The sequence below is a fragment of the Haloarcula rubripromontorii genome (assembly GCF_001280425.1).
GTDB lineage: Archaea > Halobacteriota > Halobacteria > Halobacteriales > Haloarculaceae > Haloarcula > Haloarcula rubripromontorii.
Genome location: NZ_LIUF01000004.1, coordinates 461,947 through 477,260 on the forward strand (window position 1 = coordinate 461,947; position 15,314 = coordinate 477,260).

The window sequence follows — 15,314 nt, forward strand, 5'->3', positions numbered from 1 at the left end:
GAACGGAAAGGTAGTCGAGTTAGAACGCGCCCGGTGCCACGACGTAGGCCAGGATGAGCGTCAGTATGCCCGTGAACACGCCGTAGTACAGTACCGGAATCAGTTCGAGGCGGATGACGCGTCCCTCCTCGCCGATGAGGCCGACCACGGTGAGCGCGGCCACAACGTTGTGAATCGCGATGAGGTTACCGATTGCGCCACCGACCGCCTGTGCGGCGACGATGATCTGCGTCGGCGCACCGATCTGCTGGGCGGCCTGGAACTGGAACAGTCCGAACAGGATGTCGCTGACCGTATTCGAGCCAGCGATGAACGCGCCGAACGCACCGATGAAGCCCGAGAAGAACGGGAACATCTGGCCGGTCGTGCTCGCAGTAATCTCCGACAGCAGGCCGAGCATCCCGGAGTTGATCGGCGCGGTCTCCAGCACGACGGCACTGCCGGTTCGTTGCATAATCATGACCGTGGCAACTGCGAACCACAGCGCGACGACGGCTGGTGCGATGTTCCGGAGTGCCTCACTCCACGAGGCTTTGATACCGTCAGTGTCCATCCCGTGGAGCGCGTAGGTGATCACCGCGACCAGCACGAAGAGGCTGCCGGGGAGGTAGAACAACTCGACGCCCTCTGAGAACGGCGTGCCGAGAATGTTGTTCCACATGAGAACGCCGTTGGTCGCCAGGAACTCCTGAATCGGACCGACGACGCGAGTCACGACGAGCAGCGCAGCCACGAGGAGGTACGGCAGCCAGGCCATCCCCAGCGACATGTCCTGCGAATGGGATTGTTCAAACGTTGCCGTGCCGCCGTCGGCCGCAACCGTACCCTCTCGGCTGTCGCCCGTAGTGGTGCCGACACCCTCTCCGGGTTCGATGCTGCCGATCCAGTGGTCCGGCCACTGGTCCTGTGGACCGAAGTCCCACTCGTCGTCGGGAAGGAAGTAGCCGGCCCGGAGCGTCGTCGTGACGACGAGGAGTCCGACCATCGCACCCAGCAGGCCCGGGAACGTCGGGCCGAGGAAGTACGCAGTCGCGACGTAGGGAATTGCGAAGGAAGCCCACGCGAAGAGACACAGCGGCAGGACTTCGAGTGCGGGCTTGATCGACCGCTCCTCGCCGAAGAAGCGGGTCATCATCGCCACGCCGATAAAGGGAATGGCGATGCCGACGATAGCGTGGATGATCGCAGCCCAGACGCCTATCTGGGCGACGTATGCGCCGACGCTCTCGTAGCCGCCCTGCTGAAGCACCTGCTGTGCAGCGCCCGTCCCCTCTGCGAAGACCACGTCACGCAATCCGATTATCAGCGGCGTGCCGACCGCACCGAACGTGATCGCGAGGATGTTCCCCGTGAGCGCGACGACCACGGCGGCAAGCGGCGGGAAACCGAGGCCGACCAGCAGCGGGCCGACGATGGCCGCAGGCGTCCCGAAGCCGGCTGCTCCCTCGATGAACGACCCCATGAGGAACACGAGCAGGATGACCTGTACGCGCCGGTCGTCGCTAATCGAGGAGAACCCAGCATTGATCACCTCGAACGCACCGGACTGTTTCAGCGTGTACAGGAGGAGTATCGCCCCGAAGACGATAACGAGAATTCTGGTCGCTGTCAGCGCACCGCGTATCGACGCGGCGGCGATGAATCGGGGGGACATCTGCCAGCCGACGAAGGCGGCGATAGCCGCCACCGCCCACGCAATCGGCATCGTGCGTGTCGCGGGCTGGTACAGCCCGACCATCAGCACCGCAATCGTCGCCAGCGGCAGCAGTGCCAGGAGCACCAGTGTGTGCTCAGACATCGAGTCTCACCACCGAGAGACGCTCGTCCGGACAGGGGACACTTGCACCGCCTATCCGCCCCGGGAAACGATCCCGGGTACTCATTTCGGAACCACCTCGGTCCACAGCTCTATCGCTCGAAACCTTCCGAGACAGCGGTTTCTGATGGAATGCATCAGTCACGTCGTTTAGCAGGGAGTATATATACCTATCTACCGTTTACATTATAGTCTGCCCAGAATAGCGTCGAAACGGGATCGAGAGAGGTTGATACAGCAAAAATCAGGGATTATTTTGTACGAACCTCCGATATCGGATACACTCGTGTGTATCCGGTATAGCAGTTCTTTACTCGGGGATTTCACTCGACTGTACTCCTGCTGAAACGCCATACAGTCGTCTGTATTTGACGGTTTCAGAGCGACAGTCGCGGTCCTGTGGAAGGGGTTGGAGATCGAGTCGCATTGGCGTGCAGCGTCGGGGCCGTCATAGCCACTGTCGAGCGGCGCTGGCGCGCGCTGGGCGAACCGGACACGCAGCGCTGAACTACACGGAGCGGTATCTGAGGTGTGCAACGGTGCTGTAGAGAGTCCCGCAGCGAACAGTCGCTGAGACGAGACCGTATCGCGTTCGCTTGTCGTACGGATTGCCGCTTGGCGAACGCCGTTACGGCGGAGGTGGAAACCACGGGTATGACGCGCGTCACAGTCTGGAACGAGTACGTCCACGAGCAGGAACACGAAGCGGTCGCAGACCTGTACCCCGACGGGATTCACGGCGCTATCGCCACAGCACTGGAAGAGCGCGGGTTCGATACGGAAACCGCGACGCTCCAAGAACCCGAGCACGGTCTCACCGAGGACGTACTGGCAGAAACGGACGTTCTGACCTGGTGGGGACACGCCGCACACGACCAGGTCGACGACGAGGTGGTCGCCCGGGTGAAAGAGCGGGTCCTCGACGGCATGGGACTCATCGTGCTCCACTCGGGTCACTACTCGAAGATTTTCCGCGAGCTGATGGGGACGACCTGCAGTCTGAAATGGCGCGAAGCCGCTGAAACCGAGCGATTGTGGGTCGTCGAACCGGGCCATCCGATCACTGATGGTATCGACGAATACATCGAACTCCCGGAGACCGAGATGTACGGTGAGCGCTTCGACATCCCCGCGCCGGACACGCTCGTATTCAATTCATGGTTCGAGGGCGGCGAAGTGTTTCGGTCAGGGTGTTGCTACCGCCGCGGAGCGGGCCGAATATTCTACTTCCGGCCGGGCCACGAGACCTATCCGATTTACCACGACGAAGCGGTCCAGCAGGTCCTCGCCAATGCTTGCGAGTGGGCTGCGGCCGAGGACGGACCGGAACCGTCGTTTGGCAACGCCGACCCCATCGAAGACATCGACGAAAACGACGAACGGTCGGTCCACTGATCTCAGCCTCGCGTACAGCTGAATCGTGTGTAATGGATGTGTGATTGCGTTCTATGACATCGTATACGCACAGCAACGGACCCAATGCGGTCACTGTGGAAACACGGGCCGTGTTTTCGCTCGCCACCGTTTAGCACTTCCGAACTGCTCTACATCGAGCTGCATCCCCGTCTTGAGGGTCGATTCGATGCCTATGCTTCGGGGCCGAACATCTCGTCCGCGTCGGCGGGCGTATCGAAGTCGTGGAAGTGCTCTCCCTTCTCCTTCGTGAGAATATTCAGCGCTGCGGCCGCGCCGTCTCCGGCGGAGATGACGGCCTGCCACTCCTCGGCTCGGACCATACCCCCCGTCGCGTAGGCGTCGTCGACACTCGTCTCCATCGTCACGTCTACGTCGACCGTATCCTCGTCGGTCATGTCACAGCCCAGTGACTCGGCGAGGTCGCGGTTGGCACCCGTGGCGAGGACGAGGTAGTTCGCTTCTTGCGTGTCGTCCTCGGTGGTGACCTCGAATCCGGTGTCAGTTTGCTGTACGTTAGTCACCTCTGTCCCCTGCTTCCGGTCAACGCCGAAGCTATCGACCTGTGACCGGGCGGTTTCCATAAACGCGGAGCCGTCCTGAGAACCCACGCCGAGATAGTTGAACAGGTGTGCTTTGTGCATCCACGTCCCGTCAGTGTCGAAGACCGTCGTCTCCAGTCCGTTTTTCTGTGCAAACAGTGCCGCACTCAGGCCGGCGGGGCCGCCGCCGACGACAATGACATCGGTCATGTTCCTGCAATTATATTCCATCGCTGGTAATTGTTTTCATCCAAGAATACTGCCAGTCGGATTTGGTACACGGTATGAGAACGGTTTTGCACAGCCGACCCGAAGCAACCCCATGCGCGCAGCCATCTATCGTGGCCCCGGTGAGATTACCGTTGAAGAGGTTCCCCGACCCGAGATTGAATCGCCAACTGACGCGATTGTACGTGTGACCCACACCGCTGTCTGTGGCTCCGACCTGTGGTTCTATCGCGGCCAGAGCGACCGCGAAGAGGGGTCCCGCGTGGGCCACGAACCGATGGGTATCGTCGAGGAGGTCGGGGACGACGTTCGCTCAGTCGAACCCGGCGACCGGGTGTTCGCCCCGTTCGTCATCAGCTGTGGCCGGTGTGAGTTCTGCCGGAAGGGCCTGCATACGTCCTGTGTCAACGGCGATTCGTGGGGCGGCGACAACGGCGGCGGTCAGGGTGAGTACGTCCGAGCCCCGGAAGCCGACGGGACGCTGGTCCGCGTTCCCGACCGTCACGCCGACGACGAGGACACGCTGGAAGCGATTCTGCCGCTGACAGATGTCATGGGAACCGGCCACCACGCGGCGGTGAGCGCCGGTGTCAGTGAAGGGGACACCTGTATTGTTGTCGGTGACGGTGCCGTCGGACTGTGCGGGGTTCTGGCGGCACGCCGCCTCGGTGCAGAACGCATCATTGCGATGGGCCACCACGAGGACCGCCTCGAACTCGCCGAGTCGTTCGGTGCGACAGAGACTATCGCCGCTCGCGGCCAAGAGGCCGTGGACGCCGCGGACGACCTGACCAACGGCGGTGCAAACCACGTCCTCGAATGTGTCGGTGCGGCTTCAGCAATGGAGACTGCCATCGATGTCTGTCGCCCGGGCGGGACCGTCGGCTACGTCGGTGTCCCGCACGGTCTCGATGACTCCGGGTTAGATATGTTTTCGCTGTTCGGCGATAATATCGGACTCAACGGCGGTATCGCACCGGTTCGTGCCTACGCCGACGACCTGCTGGCCGATGTGTTGCAGGGCACGCTTGACCCGTCACCGATCTTCACGAAAACGGTCGATCTCGACGGCGTTCCTGACGGGTATCGGGCGATGGATGAACGCGAGGCGATCAAGGTTCTCGTCAAGCTGTAGTCGGTCTGTGGTGACGGACAGTTATGCGAACCGCAGCTAGATGTTATCCGCCCAGTTCTAGACAGTTCATACGGCCGAAGCTTCGGTACGACCGGTGCTGTTCCTGTGGCGAGTTACCTGATATCTATAGACGCAGCTAGACGAGCTTGCCGCACGAGCGACAGCGCGGGCGGTCAGCCGACGGGTCATACGCCAGCGCAACGTCGTTGCAATGACGGCAGTATCGGTCGGAGCCAGTGGTGTAGGAATGCGTGTTCCCTTCGTGTACTAACATATGTGGACTGATGGCATGGTAGTATAAATTCTTTCTGGACAAAGGGACCACTATACCCTTATAGACCATATATATTTGCAAGGATTGCTATAGTAGTAGACCATTCATCCACATATACGGCTACAGACCTCAATACAGCCACTCAAGCCGGTTCGGAGAGTGTGGCAGAGAGCGGTTAGATTTCCCCGTTGATGATGTCTGCCACTCGTTGTCGGTCGAACAGTTGCTCCGCGTCCGAGGTAGTACCAAGGCCGTGCCACTCGCCGAACGCCTCAGGGTAGAACTGTTTGGCGGCGGCTTCCGTCTGGAACAGATTAATAATCGGTCCCTGGTACGAAGTCCCACCGCGGTAGAGCCGGTCGTTCTGAACCGCTGCGAGTTGCTGACCGAGAGGGTCTTCGCGCATCGTGGTCATTCGGTCCTCGAACACCTCGGTCGAAACGTGCGAGAAGCCGTACTGGAACAGGAGGATATCGGGGTCGACATCCAGAAGTTGCTCGTAGTCCCACTCGGCGTAGCTCCCGTCGATAACATCGTCGAACGCGCCGCGCATCCCCAGGTCACGGTACTGCTTGTGCCCGTTCCCATCGTGGACGGGATAAGCGTAGAACGACCCGCCTTCGAAGTCGGAGTTGATCGAGAGCAGACCGACCGTCGGCCGTTCGCCTTCAGGCGGCAGCCCGTTATTGATTTTTGTGAGTAGCGAATCGTGGAGGTCAGCAAACGCCGCGTAGCGTTCGCGTTCCTGAAACACGTCGGCGATTCGGTCGAAGGCTTCGTACAGCGAGTAGTACCGGTAATCGTGCCAGTCGTCGTTCCGTCGTCGGATGCTGTTCCCGATGATCGGGCCGATTTTGGTTCTGACCTCAGTGGAGTCCGCATCGGACCAGGTGTCGTCAAGCACCCGGACGAAGTTCGGGTCGAACAGGTGGACGTCAGCGTCGATCTCGTAGAACGCCTCTTTGCCGAGACTCCCCTCGCGCATCAGTTGTGGAATATCATCGAACGTCACGTCGACGTTCGGGATGGCGTCGAAGAACGCCATGGGCCAGTTCTCAGTAAACAGCAGCCCCGCAAGGCCCTCAAGTTGCCCCAGCGCGATAGCCATGTCCCCGTAGGTGCTGAAGTAGGCCATCCACCGCTCAGGAGCCGAGTCGAACTGGACCTCGCCCATCGGCTCCATCGACACCGTGTATGAGTCCGCTGCAGTCGGTGTCGTCGTCGCGTCGGGGGTTGCAGTGACTGTCGACGCGTCACTGCCTGTCGATTCCGGCGTCGACTGTGAGTCGGCATCGCCGGTACAGCCGGCGAGCAGCCCACCACTGATAACTGCCCCGCCGTATTTCAGATAGGATCTGCGCGTCCGTGCGTCTGTTGTCGTGTCGTTGTCACTCATGCTTCAAATGCTCCGTTGATGATGTCTGCCACTCGCTGTCGGTCGAACAGCTGTTCCTCGGGCGGAATCTCAGGATACGGCCCCGAAGTGTAGGTCGGCCACTCGCCGAACTGCTCTGGATACAGTTGCTTTGCGGTCATCTCCAACTGGAAGAGATGCAGTATCGGGCCCTGATATCTCGCCCCCTGTGGGTAAATCCGGTCGTTCTGTACGGCCGTGATTTCCGACCCGACCGGGTCGGATTTGAACGCTTCCCGTCGCTCCGGAAGGCTCGTACTCGGTTCGAACCCACCGAGATACAAGATTACATCCGGGTCGGCATCAAGTAGGGTCTCGAAGTCGACTACGGAGTTCGTCTCGACCGACCCCTCGAAGGCGTCCCGTGGCCCGAATGGACGGGTATGCGCGGTCAGGAATCCGGGGTTGTCAAGCGTGTAGGCGTAGATTTCGTCGAGGTCAGCCGCGGCGAGCATCACTGCCGACGGGCGCTCAGCCTCGGGCGGCAGGTTCGCGTCGATAGTCGAGCGCATCTCGTCATGAATCGCCGCCAGCGCCTCGTAGCGGGCCTGTTCCTGAAACGCCTCGGCCACGCGTTCAAACTGCTCCCAGAGGGTGTAGTACTCGTAGTCCGCCCATCCGGACGGAGGGTCAGCGTGCCGGTCACTCAGTGAGTTGCCGAACCAGGGTGAGACGTTAGTGGCGATCTCCTCGAAGTCCTCCCGATCCCAGTTGTCCTGTTTGGCGATCCAGGCCGGGTCTGCCAGATGGATATCGCTGTCCAGTTCGTACAGTTTCTCCTTGCTCGGCTTCCACGAGGAGTACAGCCCAGTCCAGTCCAGCGACACCCCCGGAAGTCGGTCGACGAACTGGTTCCAGAGCCCGCTGTAGTACTCGGGAGCGTGCATTGCCGTGACGGTATCCCCACGCCCCAGCGCGAATGCCATGTCGGCATGGTGTGTGAGCCGCGTAAAGACGGTCTCCGGTGGCGAGTCGAAGGTCACCGTTCCCATCGGCGACATCGATACAGAGTACGAACCATCCCCAGTGGGGGTGTCCGTCTCCGCTCCGGATGCCGTTTCTGTGGCTCCCTGCTCGGCGTCACTGGTGCAGCCTGCAAGCAGCCCGCCGCTGAGAACCGCTCCCCCGTACTTCACGTACTCTCTCCGCGTCAGTGCCTCGGCGTCTGTAGCGTCGCCAGCCATCGTTTTTAGGCTAGCCTAAAAGTTATATATGTGTTCCGGTTCACCGACCCAAGACACTCCGGTATCAACCGCTGACTCCGGCGTCCGTGTCAGGAATCCGTCGGACAGAGCTCGATTTCGTGGTGGTCCGATGCGGCTACTCCGCAACGACCTCCTCAGCGCGGTCCGGTTCGGCAGAATCGTCACCAGCAGTGTGTTCGTCGCCGTCGTGGCGAGCGCGGATTGGATTCACGCGTGGACCGTGTGCCGTGGCCGAGACCTCTGCTTCAATCTCGAAAACGTCCGCAAGTAGTTGCTCGGTGACGACATCCTCGGGTCGTCCCCGTGCCTGTATCTCGCCGTCTTTGAGTGCGACCATCCGGTCGGCGAGCCGAGCCGCCTGCTCGATGTCGTGCAGGACGACCACGATGGTGATATCGCTCTCGTCCCGGAGCGTTTCGATTATCTCCATCACCTCGAGCTGGTGGTGCAGGTCGAGGAACGTCGTCGGCTCATCGAGTAACAGCACGTCGGTGTCCTGTGCAAGGACCATCGCGATCCAGGCGAGCTGTTTCTGGCCGCCACTGAGGCTGCCGACTTCACGCTCACGGATGTGTCCACAGCCGGCCAGATCTATCGCCCGCTCGACGGCAGCCTCGTCCTCTTCTGTGACACTGTCGAAGAACCCGCGGTGTGGGTAGCGACCGTGAAACACCAGATCCTCGACAGAGATACTGTTTGGCGACGTACTCTCCTGAGAAAGCAGGCCTAGTTTTCGGGCAATCGCTTTGGTCTCAAGCGTCTGGATGTCTTGCCCGTCGAGCAGTACCGACCCCGCGTCGGGTTCGAGCTGATTTGCGAGACCTTTCAGCAGCGTGCTCTTGCCCGACCCGTTCGGGCCGACGAGCGCTGTCACGGCCCCCGGTTCAGCGGAAATCGACTCGCCGTCAATGACCGGGTCATCCGCACTGGAATACGAAAGTACCACGTCGTCGCCGACCAGCGGCCTGTCCCAGCGGCCTGACTGGGACCCAGCAGCAGTGTCGTTGGTCGAGGCGATACCGTCCGAGTTCGAATTGTTCTGTGACATTAGATCTCACCCATCTGTTCCTGTCGCCGCATCAGGTAGAGGAAGTACGGGCCGCCGACGACGCCGGTGACGACGCCGACCGGCACCTGCGCGGGGTTCAGGGCCAGCCGCGCACCGACATCTGCGACGACCATCAGCGCCGGCCCGACGAACACGCAGCCGATGAGGAGCCGGCGGTAGTCGCTCCCGACGATAAGTCGGACGATGTGTGGCACTACGAGGCCGAAGAACCCGATGATGCCAGCGACGGAGATCGCCGTACTGGCCGCCAGAATGGCGACCGCGGACAGCATGAACCGGACCCGCTCGACACTCATCCCGAGCGAGCTTGCGGTCTCCTCACCGAGCAGGAGGAGGTTCAGTTGGCGCGCCCCGGCCAGCGCGAGTAGCGTCGCGGCCAGCGTCGGGATGGTAGCGATGCGGAACTCCTCCCAGCCGACGCCAGTAAGCGAGCCAGTAATCCAGGCCAGTGCTGACTGGACCACGCCCAGATCGTCGGCGAAGAAGAACAGCCCCCGCTGGAGGGAGGTAAACACCATGTTGACGATGACACCGGCAAGGACCAGTCTGACCGGGCTCGTGCCGCCCTTCCACGCAATCATGTACACGAGCAGGAACGCGATGGAGCCACCGACCGCAGCAAACAGCGGGAGGAACGGTGCGAGACTACTGAACAGAACGAGGGTTAGCAGGACAGTGAGCCCCGCCCCGGAACTCACGCCCAGCACGAACGGACTTGCCAGTTCGTTTCGCGTCACGGCCTGGAATATCGCTCCGGAGACGGCGAGACACATCCCCGTAAGCACTGCGACGATTACCCGCGGCATCCGGATGTTCCAGACGATGAGCGTCCGTTTCGGTAGTTCGGGGAGTTCGGCCCCGAGGAAAAACGACTGCCATGCCTGCACACTGAACCACACCTTCGGATCGAACACGGCCTGCCACGCCTGAAGAATCGTCATCGAATACGCCCCGAAGCTCACCTGAAGCAGCCCAGCTCCAAAGGCGACAGCAACGCTTGCGACACACAGCCCGAACAGGGACCCATCGAGAGTGGCGAGCCAGGATCTGGCTTGCGACCGTGCATCGGTAGCGCCCTGTGTCTCGCTGGACATTACTCGCTCACCTCCGTCCGTCCGTCGCTCGCAGTGAGGTAGTCCCGGATTGTTTCATCGTCCATCGCATCGAGAACAGCAGTCTGATCTAGCCCCGAAACGACCGCTGCGGGGTCTAGGTATCCAGCCAGTGTTTCCTGCCCTGTTTCTGTCCGGGCAGCTATCTCATCGGACGTGATATACGACGACCGCCGTTCGTCGATGACCGCCTCACGGACCCGCTGGAACTGATCCGAATCCGGCGCAACGGGGGCATCCTCGGCGTATCGGTCGTCGAAATAGTCGACCCAGGTTGCTCGCTCAGTCCATTCGTCGTCTAGCTCGGCCTCGCGACGGACCCAGTCCACGCCGTCAGCGACAGTCTCCCACCAGCCGTCATCTATTCTCACATCCGCGATTACCCGGCGGGCGACCCGCGCGCCCCGGCCGGCCGCAATGATCGCCTGCATATCCGCTTCGTCGGACGGTGACGCAACGTAGAGACCCGGAACCGGTGTCGTGCCGTCCGCGTTGGCATACTCACGGTCGAAGGTTTCGCGTTCCTCGCCGTCGTGTTCGTACGTCTCGAACATCGCCGCGTCGTCGTCGAGGCCACGCATGTACTCGCCGTCGTAGCGGGTCGCCGCGATGACACGGCGAGTCGTGGCCGTCTCTCCATCCTGCGTCTCAACGACGAATCCATCCCCGTCATCGGTTCTGTCGAGCGATTCGACCAGTTCGGAGACGACGGTACAGCCAGCGGCCGCAGCGTGGTCCTGAATGCGGTCGTACAGCGTCTCGATGTCGATACCGGCCGGGAAACCGAGGTAGTTTTCGAGGTGGGCGCAGCGCTTGAGCGACGAGCGGCCGCGGTCGTAGAGTACCGTATCGAGGCCCGCTCTGGCCGTGAACACGCCCGCCGAACAGCCGGCCGGACCGCCCCCGACGATGGTGACGTCGTGGTCGAGCGTCGTCTCCGACTGGTTCCCCACTCTCACCATGTTCACGACGCTCCGTTCGATATCCGTGATATCGACAGCCGGCGTGGCAGTTCAGCGGTGTCGATCAGTGCATTCAACATACTGTTTAGGGCAGCCTAAATGGATAAAGCGTTTTCGAATTTTAGGCAGGCCGAATATCATGTGTGCCAGTCACAATTTCTACCAGAGGGGGACTCCGGGCTGGTCGCTCAATAGGACTCTTTCTCGACTGACGAACTGCCAGCGGGCAAAGCGCCAGCAGCGTTAGTTGCCGGTCGCCACCCGAAGCTCGGGGAAGTATCGGCCGTGGAAATCAAACGGAGCTGCGTGGGGGAGCGACGCTCTGGCGCGCTCCGCAAACGTCTGACCGTCAAGGACGAGTAACCGGGACTGGTCGTCGTCCGCGTCCAGCGCAACGACCAGCACAACGCCGTCATCTTCGGCGTCGTCGTCGGGTGCGGGGACAAACACCGGCTCGCCGAAGTAGTCCCCTCCGTCGTCAAACGTCTCGACAGCACCAGTGTTCGTGTCGAGTTTCAGCACGCGACGGGCCCACTCAGTAACGGGGGTGTCCATCCCCATCGCGTACACGTAGCGGTGCGGGCGACACCAGCGCGACGGTGAGACGGTCGGCAGCGCGCTGCCGTCCGGGTACAACATCTCTCGCGACACCGTCACATCGGCAGGGCCGTAGCGGGTCACCCCGCTCCCGGTACCGAGGTCGACGATGAACCGCTCGATGCGGCCGACGATAGCGCCCATCTCGCCCGCACGAAGGGCGTCCAGATACAGAGAGTCGATAGTTGTCGCGTCGGGGACTGTTTCGAGATCGAACACGAGTTCCCTGCCGCCGGCTCGTTCGAACGCGTTGATGTGGTGAAAGCCAAATACGGCGTCGATAACCGGCTCGGCCACGACCGTCCCGGTAGTCCGGTCCATGATAACGATCCGGGTCCCGCGGTCGGGGTCCCACTCGAACTGCTCGATGAAGGGGGCTTGCCGGCCGGGCTTGAGAAACCGTCGCGGGTCGAGTCGAAGCGGGAACTCCGTCAAGACGACGTATCGGGGCGTAAGCGCGAAACTGTGCATGTACGCCGGCCGGTCGGTGTCGACGCTCCCGACGTGTCGCCGGGTCCCGTCGGGCGACATTGCGGTGACGTGGTACTGGCTTGTCCGTCCGAACGCCGTATCGACGTTGACGAGGACGCCGCTCATCGGGTCGCGCTTAACATGGGCACAGGAGAGTTGTCCTGTCGGCACGTCGTCGTCGTGTTCGAGGTGACCCGTCGTTTCGAGCGTGTTCGGGTCGAACCGCACCTTCCGGGGCGATTCAGTCAGTGCGAGGTACTCGCCACCGAACCGCTCGGCGATGATATTCGTGTTGTCGTACGGGTCGGTCAGGAACGTCGCCAGCCGCGAGCGAAGCGTCGTCTCGCCGGTCGCAAAGCCGCCCTCGAACTCGCCACTCGTCGCCGCCTTGTACGCGTCTGTCCGGAGGAAGCGGTTCCGGTAGTGAACAGTGTCGGTGTCAGGATCGAAGGTAAATCGGTACAGCATCGCGAAGCCGTCGAACCAGTGGTCGACACTGCTACCGTTCGGGAGAGAGAACGCGCCGGGTCCGTTCCGGATGAGACTGCCACGGAGCCAGTCAGGGAGGTCACCGGTCACGGAGATGGATGCCGCCGCCTCATCATACAGGGAGTGGAACCCGGGGTGAGAAGCCATACCGTTACATGGGGTGGCAGCGGCTAAGGCCTGACGCCCCTGCTCAGGGGCATCACTCGCGGGTCGTGTACGCGTTCCCGCTGACGACGACGCAATCGTCTCGTGGCCCATACGATCGATACGATGGCGAGTCCGTCCGGCGACGGCGTAACGACCGAAGCACGTCGGCTTTCACCCACGCGAAGCCGACCACGATGACGGCGAAGCCGGCGACGGTTACCGGGCCGAGTGTCTCCCCGAGCAGGAGCCAGCCGCTGATGGCCGTCACTGCCGGAACCACGTAGGACACCAGGCTGGTTTCAGCGGCCCCAACTGTGCTGATCAGGCGGAAGTAAAGGAGGAAGCCGATTGCGCTGGCGACGATGCCGAGATACGCGATTGCGGCTATCTGTTCGAGGCCAACCGTGACGGTTCCGAGTCGCTCCGAGGGCAACCCTGCGCTGACAGCGTGCAGGATGCCTGCCCCGAGCAGCGTCATCCAGGCCTGCAGGCTCACGAGCGGGAGCGAACTGGTGTAGCGCTCGGTCAGGACTGCGCCGACAGCGAAGGCGACAGCCGAACTGATGAGCAGGGCGACACCGAGCGGCCGACCGCCGACCGCTCCCGGTGTGGGGTTCGCAATGATGACCACACCGATGAACCCACAGACGGTGCCGATGAGTTCGTGTGGTCGAGCCCTGTAGCTCGGTATCAACGTCGATGCGAACGCCGGCGTCACCACCGGCGTGAGACTGAGCAGGATTGCGCCGAAGGAACTCGGGACGTACTGCTGGCCGAGAAACAGGAGCGCGAAGTGTGCCCCGATGAGGACGGTGCCGCCGATGAAAATCAGCGACCAGTCATCGCGAGTCTGTGGGCGCAATGACCGCCCTCGCCAGAGGGCGTAGCCAAGCAGGACGACTGCAGCGATGTCGTGTCGAACAGCTGCCAGCAACACCGGCGGGACGCTTTCGAGACCAGTCTTGATCGCCACAAATGAGAGTCCCCAGATGAGTGCGAGCGCAGCAAACAGCAAGCCGATATATCGTGTCGAGTGTGTCATTCCGGTAGAGACCATTCGTATGTGCTGGAGGTGTATGAAGCTTCTATCGCCACTGTGACGCACACACACGGCTTCTACGGGCCTCTCTGCTGTTCAGAAATTCCCGAAAACAGTGAGTATCCGCAGTACTATCGCGACTACTTGTACCGAGACGTATCGTTATTCTCGGCTCCGGAACACGGAGTGCCTATTTGGTCACCAGACAGTCTCTCAGTACGCTGTCAGTAACAGCAAAAGCGAGGATGATACCCACGTCGGCAGTCCCAGGCTCGCACCCGGGTCAGCAGCTAACGATGGCCGTGGTCAGCTGGACATCGTGTCGAAATGCCAGCCCGGGTCGCTCCCGGTCTTGTCGATGTACTCAGACCGGCACGCGGGGCAGCAGTCAGGAACCGCGGATTTGGACCTGGGAACGTACACCGCGCCGTCGCACTCCACACAGGCGTCTGCGACGACAGTCACGCAATCCGAACAGAGATTGAAGTCGTCGACTGTGAGGTCTCGCAGGGGTTCGAGTTGTTTGTCCAAGAGGTACTCGTCGATAGTCGCCTGACAGTTTTGGCACAGTTGCATAGCGATCCAACTTGACGCATGATACCACGACACAAATAGTTGCTGCCCGGTTATCGATTGTGAAGTTATCGACGGATGGCTATTCAAGAACGGCATCACCGAGAAGTGACAGCTACGAGAAGGGCTACGGCGCACGGAACACGCGAATGGTGTCCCGGGACGTGGGTTCACGGATTAGCTGCGCGAACCCGAGTTCCGAAAACACCTGCTTCCAGTTGCGGTGATACAGCGGGAACTCGTCGTCGACGTAACTCACCGCAGTGTCTTCGCGTCCACGTTCGGGGCTGTTCCCCTCGTTTTCGGCGATGATGAGGAGGTCCCCGGCGATACGGGCGACCTCTTCGAACACCCATGCGTCATCGGGGTGGATGTGCTGGAGCGTTTCGACCGAGTACACGACATCGAAGGCGTCGTCCTCGAACTCGGTGACGATGTCTTCGAGGGCACCGGTGTGGAACGTCCCCGACTCTGCGAGTCGAGGGTAGTGCTCAGCCATTACGTCGAAGGATTCGTCGTTGATGTCGATGCCGAGGAGATTCCCGTATCCGTTGGTCTGCAGGTGCGCCAGATGGCGACCCGAGCCACAGCCCAGTTCGATGATCCGGGCGTCGTCGTGGACGTAGTGGTCGAGTACATTGACCAGCGTCTCACTCACCTCGTTCGGTCCGAGTTCAGCGTAGTACGCCGGCGAGAACTTCCCGGAACGGGAGGCCCAGTCGTTGCGAACGTCGTCCGGGTCCATACCTACTGTTCACCGTTGCGGAATAAATGTACCACGAAGTGCGTGGCGGACAGTCGGTGGGCGCTAGCAACCGTTTACTGTGG

13 protein-coding genes are annotated in these 15,314 nt (G+C 61.4%); 2 read left to right on the forward strand and 11 right to left on the reverse strand.

Annotated features, from left to right (window positions below):
- Positions 1-19: 19 nt before the first annotated feature.
- Complete coding sequence (locus tag AMS69_RS14485) at positions 20-1,798, reverse strand: L-lactate permease (protein ID WP_053968761.1); 1,779 nt, start codon at positions 1,796-1,798, stop codon at positions 20-22.
- Positions 1,799-2,470: 672 nt separating this feature from the next.
- On the opposite strand from AMS69_RS14485, the gene AMS69_RS14490 reads away from it, so the two are divergent.
- Positions 2,471-3,211, forward strand: coding sequence for a ThuA domain-containing protein (locus AMS69_RS14490; RefSeq protein WP_053968762.1), 741 nt, complete (start codon positions 2,471-2,473; stop codon positions 3,209-3,211).
- Between the two features lie 191 nt (positions 3,212-3,402).
- Here the strand turns inward: AMS69_RS14490 and AMS69_RS14495 are convergent, their stop codons facing one another.
- Positions 3,403-3,981: an NAD(P)/FAD-dependent oxidoreductase gene (locus tag AMS69_RS14495; RefSeq protein WP_053968763.1), complete on the reverse strand. Its 579-nt coding sequence runs from the start codon at positions 3,979-3,981 to the stop codon at positions 3,403-3,405.
- Positions 3,982-4,093: 112 nt separating this feature from the next.
- Here AMS69_RS14495 and AMS69_RS14500 point away from each other — a divergent pair, with 112 nt between their 5' ends.
- A complete protein-coding gene (locus AMS69_RS14500; RefSeq protein ID WP_053968764.1) occupies positions 4,094-5,134 on the forward strand; it encodes a zinc-dependent alcohol dehydrogenase family protein in 1,041 nt (346 codons plus the stop codon).
- A gap of 449 nt (positions 5,135-5,583) precedes the next feature.
- On the opposite strand, the gene AMS69_RS14505 is transcribed toward AMS69_RS14500, so the two are convergent.
- From AMS69_RS14505 to AMS69_RS14545, 9 genes are all read right to left on the reverse strand, one after another.
- Entirely contained in the window at positions 5,584-6,804 is a 1,221-nt protein-coding gene (locus AMS69_RS14505) for an ABC transporter substrate-binding protein (RefSeq protein ID WP_053968765.1), read from the reverse strand.
- Positions 6,801-8,006 carry an ABC transporter substrate-binding protein gene (locus tag AMS69_RS14510; RefSeq protein ID WP_053968766.1) on the reverse strand — a complete coding sequence of 402 codons (1,206 nt, stop codon included), beginning with the start codon at positions 8,004-8,006 and terminating at the stop codon, positions 6,801-6,803. The genes AMS69_RS14505 and AMS69_RS14510 overlap by 4 nt, the downstream gene beginning before the upstream one ends.
- Before the next feature lie 136 nt (positions 8,007-8,142).
- The gene (locus tag AMS69_RS14515; RefSeq protein ID WP_053968767.1) at positions 8,143-9,075 is read right to left on the reverse strand and encodes an ABC transporter ATP-binding protein; all 933 of its coding nucleotides are present in this window, start codon (positions 9,073-9,075) and stop codon (positions 8,143-8,145) included.
- Positions 9,075-10,190 (reverse strand): FecCD family ABC transporter permease, encoded by a 1,116-nt coding sequence (locus AMS69_RS14520; RefSeq protein WP_053968768.1) that lies wholly within the window; start codon positions 10,188-10,190, stop codon positions 9,075-9,077. The genes AMS69_RS14515 and AMS69_RS14520 overlap by 1 nt, the downstream gene beginning before the upstream one ends.
- Positions 10,190-11,170, reverse strand: a complete 981-nt coding sequence (locus tag AMS69_RS14525; RefSeq protein WP_053968769.1) for an NAD(P)/FAD-dependent oxidoreductase — start codon at positions 11,168-11,170, stop codon at positions 10,190-10,192. Before AMS69_RS14525 ends, AMS69_RS14520 begins: the two co-directional genes overlap by 1 nt.
- 243 nt (positions 11,171-11,413) lie before the next feature.
- Complete coding sequence (locus tag AMS69_RS14530; RefSeq protein WP_053968770.1) at positions 11,414-12,874, reverse strand: carotenoid oxygenase family protein; 1,461 nt, start codon at positions 12,872-12,874, stop codon at positions 11,414-11,416.
- 52 nt (positions 12,875-12,926) lie between these two features.
- On the reverse strand, positions 12,927-13,916 hold the full coding sequence (locus AMS69_RS14535; RefSeq protein ID WP_053968771.1) for a DMT family transporter: 990 nt from the start codon (positions 13,914-13,916) through the stop codon (positions 12,927-12,929).
- Between the two features lie 303 nt (positions 13,917-14,219).
- Positions 14,220-14,489: a DUF7571 family protein gene (locus tag AMS69_RS14540; RefSeq protein WP_053968772.1), complete on the reverse strand. Its 270-nt coding sequence runs from the start codon at positions 14,487-14,489 to the stop codon at positions 14,220-14,222.
- A gap of 124 nt (positions 14,490-14,613) precedes the next feature.
- A complete protein-coding gene (locus tag AMS69_RS14545) occupies positions 14,614-15,231 on the reverse strand; it encodes a class I SAM-dependent methyltransferase (protein WP_053968773.1) in 618 nt (205 codons plus the stop codon).
- Positions 15,232-15,314: the final 83 nt, after the last annotated feature.

What these genes read in the sequence shown, in the direction of transcription:
- AMS69_RS14545 (WP_053968773.1), bottom strand. Translation starts at nt 15,231, where the DNA reads ATGGACCCGGACGACGTTCGCAACGACTGGGCCTCCCGTTCCGGGAAG.
- AMS69_RS14540 (WP_053968772.1), bottom strand. Translation starts at nt 14,489, where the DNA reads ATGCAACTGTGCCAAAACTGTCAGGCGACTATCGACGAGTACCTCTTG.
- AMS69_RS14490 (WP_053968762.1), top strand. Translation starts at nt 2,471, where the DNA reads ATGACGCGCGTCACAGTCTGGAACGAGTACGTCCACGAGCAGGAACAC.
- AMS69_RS14535 (WP_053968771.1), bottom strand. Translation starts at nt 13,916, where the DNA reads ATGACACACTCGACACGATATATCGGCTTGCTGTTTGCTGCGCTCGCA.
- AMS69_RS14495 (WP_053968763.1), bottom strand. Translation starts at nt 3,981, where the DNA reads ATGACCGATGTCATTGTCGTCGGCGGCGGCCCCGCCGGCCTGAGTGCG.
- AMS69_RS14530 (WP_053968770.1), bottom strand. Translation starts at nt 12,874, where the DNA reads ATGGCTTCTCACCCCGGGTTCCACTCCCTGTATGATGAGGCGGCGGCA.
- AMS69_RS14505 (WP_053968765.1), bottom strand. Translation starts at nt 6,804, where the DNA reads ATGAGTGACAACGACACGACAACAGACGCACGGACGCGCAGATCCTAT.
- AMS69_RS14485 (WP_053968761.1), bottom strand. Translation starts at nt 1,798, where the DNA reads ATGTCTGAGCACACACTGGTGCTCCTGGCACTGCTGCCGCTGGCGACG.
- AMS69_RS14510 (WP_053968766.1), bottom strand. Translation starts at nt 8,006, where the DNA reads ATGGCTGGCGACGCTACAGACGCCGAGGCACTGACGCGGAGAGAGTAC.
- AMS69_RS14520 (WP_053968768.1), bottom strand. Translation starts at nt 10,190, where the DNA reads ATGTCCAGCGAGACACAGGGCGCTACCGATGCACGGTCGCAAGCCAGA.
- AMS69_RS14525 (WP_053968769.1), bottom strand. Translation starts at nt 11,170, where the DNA reads ATGGTGAGAGTGGGGAACCAGTCGGAGACGACGCTCGACCACGACGTC.
- AMS69_RS14515 (WP_053968767.1), bottom strand. Translation starts at nt 9,075, where the DNA reads ATGTCACAGAACAATTCGAACTCGGACGGTATCGCCTCGACCAACGAC.
- AMS69_RS14500 (WP_053968764.1), top strand. Translation starts at nt 4,094, where the DNA reads ATGCGCGCAGCCATCTATCGTGGCCCCGGTGAGATTACCGTTGAAGAG.